Annotated in this window: 4 protein-coding genes and 1 pseudogene; all 5 read right to left on the reverse strand. The window is 73.3% G+C overall.

Annotated elements, in window-relative coordinates; all coding sequences use genetic code 11:
- Positions 1-233: 233 nt before the first annotated feature.
- Positions 234-1,157: a pyridoxal 5'-phosphate synthase lyase subunit PdxS gene (pdxS, locus tag AB0J52_RS26845; RefSeq protein ID WP_500185090.1), complete on the reverse strand. Its 924-nt coding sequence runs from the start codon at positions 1,155-1,157 to the stop codon at positions 234-236.
- A 150-nt stretch (positions 1,158-1,307) separates the two neighbouring features.
- Entirely contained in the window at positions 1,308-2,339 is a 1,032-nt protein-coding gene (locus AB0J52_RS26850) for a DUF3048 domain-containing protein (RefSeq protein ID WP_500185091.1), read from the reverse strand.
- Between the two features lie 142 nt (positions 2,340-2,481).
- Positions 2,482-3,018 carry a LemA family protein gene (locus AB0J52_RS26855; RefSeq protein WP_500185092.1) on the reverse strand — a complete coding sequence of 179 codons (537 nt, stop codon included), beginning with the start codon at positions 3,016-3,018 and terminating at the stop codon, positions 2,482-2,484.
- Positions 3,019-3,039: 21 nt separating this feature from the next.
- Positions 3,040-4,212: pseudogene (locus tag AB0J52_RS26860) on the reverse strand (glycosyltransferase family 4 protein).
- Positions 4,209-5,015 carry a phosphatidylinositol mannoside acyltransferase gene (locus AB0J52_RS26865; protein ID WP_500185093.1) on the reverse strand — a complete coding sequence of 269 codons (807 nt, stop codon included), beginning with the start codon at positions 5,013-5,015 and terminating at the stop codon, positions 4,209-4,211. Before AB0J52_RS26865 ends, AB0J52_RS26860 begins: the two are co-directional and overlap by 4 nt.
- Positions 5,016-5,092 lie beyond the last annotated feature (77 nt).

A 5,092-nucleotide genomic window follows, 5' to 3' on the forward strand; every position in this document is an offset into this window, starting at 1 on the left:
CATCCCCTCCCGCGGCCGCTCGCCGCCCGCGGGGGTCCGGGCCCGCGCCGGCCGCGCGGCCAGCGTAATCCCTCGCGCGCGGCGCGTGGAGACCGGACGGAGAAGTAGCCGGCCCGGCCGGACGGTCCGCGGGGTCGGCCGCGACGCGGAGCCGGCCGCGCCCGCAGGGGCGCGGCCGGCTCGCGGACGTCACGGGCGAACGGCCCGGAGGACCACCCGGCCGCCGTGGGGTGTCACCAGCCGCGGTGGGCGAACTTCTGGTCCTCGCCGAGGGAGGCGACGTTGATGCCGACCATGGCGTCGCCGAGGCCGCGGGACACCCGGGCGATCACGTCGGGGTCGTCGTGGAAGGTGGTGGCCTTCACGATGGCCTCGGCGCGCTGGGCCGGGTTGCCGGACTTGAAGATGCCGGAGCCGACGAACACGCCCTCGGCGCCGAGCTGCATCATCATCGCGGCGTCGGCCGGGGTGGCGATGCCGCCCGCGGTGAACAGCACGACGGGCAGCTTGCCGGCCTCGGCGACCTCCTTGACCAGCTCGTACGGGGCCTGGAGCTCCTTGGCGGCGACGTACAGCTCGTCCTCGGGCAGGTTCTGCAGCCGGCGGATCTCGCCGCGGATCTTGCGCATGTGGGTGGTGGCGTTGGAGACGTCGCCGGTGCCGGCCTCGCCCTTGGAGCGGATCATGGCCGCGCCCTCGGTGATGCGGCGCAGCGCCTCGCCGAGGTTGGTGGCGCCGCACACGAACGGCACGGTGTAGGCCCACTTGTCGATGTGGTTGTCGTAGTCGGCCGGGGTGAGCACCTCGGACTCGTCGATGTAGTCGACGCCGAGCGCCTGCAGCACCTGGGCCTCGACGAAGTGGCCGATGCGGGCCTTGGCCATGACCGGGATCGAGACCGCGCTGATGATCCCGTCGATCATGTCCGGGTCGCTCATCCGGGAGATGCCGCCCTCGGCGCGGATGTCGGCCGGGACGCGCTCGAGCGCCATCACGGCGACCGCGCCGGCGTCTTCGGCGATCTTGGCCTGGTCGGGCGTGACGACGTCCATGATCACGCCGCCCTTGAGCATTTCCGCCATGCCGCGCTTGACCCGGGCGGTGCCCGTGGCGGGGGCGGTGTTCTCAGGGGCGTTGCTGGGAGTGGACACGGGCATTCCTCACATGGACGGACGACAAGTCTGATCACATGATATTGCCTGCTAGGGACGCGTCTCGACCCGGCAGAGTGTCAGCGCCGCGCGGGCCCCCCTTACGGCATGTACGACACCCATCCCGAGAACGCGCCTTACGGGCTGTGAGCCCCGCTACGGCATGTACGGCTTTCCGTCGTTCACCAGGACGATCCAGACCTGTCCCGGGGCGAAGTTCAGCGGCTTGCCGTCGGCGGTCGTGAAGGTGGTGCCCTTGGCCTCGCTCGGCCGCGACCACTTGGCGTCGTACGCCTTTCCGTCGCGGTAGACGGTGGCGGTGCCGGTCCCGGTGGTGTGGATCAGCGGGGTGTAGGCGCCCAGGAAGTCGTGGAACTGGGAGCGGGTGGTCTTGGCGCGCTGGACGACGACGGTCTGGCCGCCGACGCGTCCGCCGTTGGCGTCCATGTCGGGACGGCCGTGGAAGGACGCCAGCCACCGCTTCTCCTTGGCCGACCAGGCGAACTCCATGTCGGCGGCGGGCCATCTGGCGGTGAAGGAGGAGGTGGGCTTGCCGCCGTCCGGGGCGGGGCCGAAGCGGAATCCGACGTCCTGCGGGCCCTGGGCCTTCGGGGCCTGCTTGAGCAGGTCCCTGGGGTCGGCGTACAGGTTGTAGGGGATCCGGCGGGAGTTGTCCCGGACGTAGGCCCGGCCGCCGTTGTCCTGCGAGATGTCGTACACCGGCGCCTTGCGGATGTACTTCTTCATCTTGCTCTGGACGCCGGAGAACGCGAATGCCGGACGGCCGAACTGCGGCAGCAGGTGCAGGTCGGAGATGCGGGCGCTGCGGACCGGCCCGACCCGTTTGGGCAGGCGCGAGGAGAACACGCCCATCAGCCGGGTCTCGCCACCCTCGACCTGCTCGACGTAGACGACGTCGGCGGCCGACACCCCGCTCTGCGGCATCGCCGGGGAGGTGTTCTCGATCTTCACGGCGAGGACCGGGTTGTCCAGGCCGGTCCTGCCGCCGTTCAGCGGGTGGTAGCCGAGGGCGGTCGGGGTGGCCTTGGCGCCGCCCTTCCCGGGCCGCGCGGGCGAGGCCTTCTTGTCGCCGCCTCCGCCGCAGGCGGCGAGGGTCCCGCAGACCAGCGCTCCGCCGAGGCCGGCGGCCGTCCACGTTCGCAGGGTCCGGTTTTGGACGAAACCCACGCGTTCTCCTCTTTTCGACGACGCGATCGGCCCCGAGGGTAGCCGACGGTCTCCGGAGACGCGCCTTCCCCGCTCCTCCCCCGCCTCCGTCCCGCTCGGCGCGCGGAACCGGGGGTGTCCCGCCCTGGGCGGGAGGTCGCCGCTAAGGGCCGGGCGGGGCGTCGTCGATCTCGAAGAAGCCCGGCCAGGCGGCCCGTCCGGCCAGCGGCAGCACCCTGATCAGCAGTTTCCTGCGGGCGGTGCGGGCGGACGCGACGGCGTCGTTGTAGAAGCTGCGGGCGTAGACGACCTTGGCCGACGCGGCCGCCAGCTCGTCCAGGACGGCCGGGCCGTCCGGCCTGGCGGACACGGTCGCGGCGAAGTCCGGCTGGTCCACGACGGCGCGCAGGGCCCGCGACAGGTCGCTCTCGGCGAACTCGCGGGACTCGGCGTCAGCGGTGCGGGCCTCGTGCGCCGCGGTCGCCAGCACCAGGCTGGTGGCCGGGTCGAGCAGCCGGGACGCGGCCAGCTCCAGCGCCACGGCCGACCGCCGGACGAGCGCGGCGTCCAGGGCGGCGCGGGCGGTCTCGACGCGGACGTGCAGGCGGTCCAGCCGGGTGGCGCGCCAGGAGACGTAGGCGCCGACGAGGAACACCACGGCGATGACGAAGAGGGCGTCGTAGATCCAGTCGGGCAGCATCGCGCGTCCTTGTCAGTCGTCCTAGGTGCCGCGGCCGGACTCGACCACGGTCCGGCCGGGCAGGGCGACGGTCTCGTAGACCCGCAGCACGTCGCGGGCGACCGCCGACCAGTCGTACCGGCGGACCGCCGCGCGCGCCTCGACCGACAGCTGCTTGCGGCGGGCCGGGTCGTCCAGCAGCCCGGCGGCGGCCGCGGCCAGCGCCTAGGCGTCGCCGACCGGGAACAGCGCCCCGGCGCGGCCGCCGAGCAGCACCCGGTCGAACGCCTCGATGTCGCTGGCGAGGATCGGCGCGCCCGCCGACATGGCCTCGGCGAGGACGATCCCGAAGCTCTCGCCGCCGAGGTTGGGCGCGACGAACACGTCCACCGAGTGGTAGGCGCGGATCTTGTCCTCCTCGCTGACCATGCCGAGCACCACGACCCGGTCGCGCAGCGCGGGCGAGACCCGCGCGACGACGTCGGCCGCGTCCCCGGGGCCGGCGAGCAGCAGCCGCAGGCCGGGTCGGCGGGGGCCGAGGATCTCGAAGGCGCGCAGCAGCACCTGCAGGCCCTTGCGCGGCTCGTCCATGCGGCCGAGGAAGCCGAGCACGCCGCCGTCCGCGGCGCCGGCGCGGGGCGCGCCGGTGGCGTCGCGGCCGGGCCAGCCGGGCAGCGGGTCGGCCATCGCGTACCGCTCGGTCGCGACGCCGTTGGGGATGAGCACCGCGTCGCCGCCGAGGTGCTCGACCAGCGTCTTGCGGGCGGCCTCGGAGACCGCGATCCGGCCGGTGATCTTCTCCAGCGCCGACTGCAGGATCGGCGCGGTCACCGACACCACGCGCGACTTGGTGTAGGAGGCGTGGAAGGTGCCGACGATGGGCCCGTCGGCCGCCCAGCAGGCCAGCAGGCCGAGGGACGGCGCGGCCGGTTCGTGCACGTGCAGCACGTCGAAGGCGCCGTCGTGGATCCAGCGGCGCACCCGGGCCGCCGACAGGAACCCGAACGCCAGCCGCGCGACCGAGCCGTTGTAGGGCACCGGGACGGCGCGTCCGGCGGACACGGCGTAGGCCGGCAGCTCGGCGTCGTCGTCGGCCGGGGTGATCACCGACACGTGGTGGCCGTACCCGGTCAGCGCTTCGGCGAGGTCGCGGATGTGCTGCTGCACCCCGCCGGGGACGTTCCAGGTGTACGGGCAGACGATGCCGACCCTCACCGCGCGCCCTCCGCCGGCTCCGCCGGATCCGCCGCCGCCCGGCCGCTGGGGCGGTGCAGGTCGGCGACCCACACCTTCTGGAGCATGTGCCAGTCCTCGGGGTGTTCGGCGATGCCCTCCTGGAAGGCGCGCGCGAGCTCCTGGGTCATGGCCTGGACCTTCTCCCGTCCGCCGCCCGTGCCGGGGACGGGGATCTCCTCGTGCACGCGGGCCCCCCAGTCCTCGCCCTCGTACCAGAGTGTCACCGGATGGAGCGCGGCGCCCGTCCGGATCGCGAGGGCGGCGGCGACGGCGGGCATGCGGGCGGTCTCGCCGAAGAACTCCACGTCGATGCCGGAGTCGGTGAGGTCGCGGTCGACGACGAGGCAGACCGGGCGTCCGGCGCGCAGGCGCTGGGCGAGGCGTCCGTAGGCGGACGCGCCCCGGTGCGGCAGCACTTCCATTCCCAGACTCTCGCGAAATTCGACAAACCGGTCAAAAAGGGACTCGGGTTCGAGGCGCTCGGCGACCGTGGTGAAGGGGTGCCCCATGTGCACCAGCCAGGCGCCCGCCTGCTCGTAGTTGCCCATGTGGGGCAGGGCCAGGACGACGCCGCGGCCCGAGTCGAGGGTCGCGAGCATCTTCTCGTGGCCGGTGACGCGCATGTGCCCGAGGATGCGCTCGCGGGAGTACTCGGGCAGCCGGAAGACCTCCAGCCAGTACCGGAAGTAGGACCGCATGACCCGCTTGGAGGTCAGCCGGACGCAGGCGTCCGGCTCGTCCCGGCCGAGCACGCGGCACAGGTTGCGCTCCAGCTGCCGCACCGACGGATTCCCTCACAGGCGGCTACCTCCCAAGGACGACCTGCTCGGAGGACGATGAAAGCAGTCCGGGCGCCGGG

The organism is Spirillospora sp. NPDC049652 (genome assembly GCF_040675125.1).
Classification (GTDB): domain Bacteria; phylum Actinomycetota; class Actinomycetes; order Streptosporangiales; family Streptosporangiaceae; genus Spirillospora.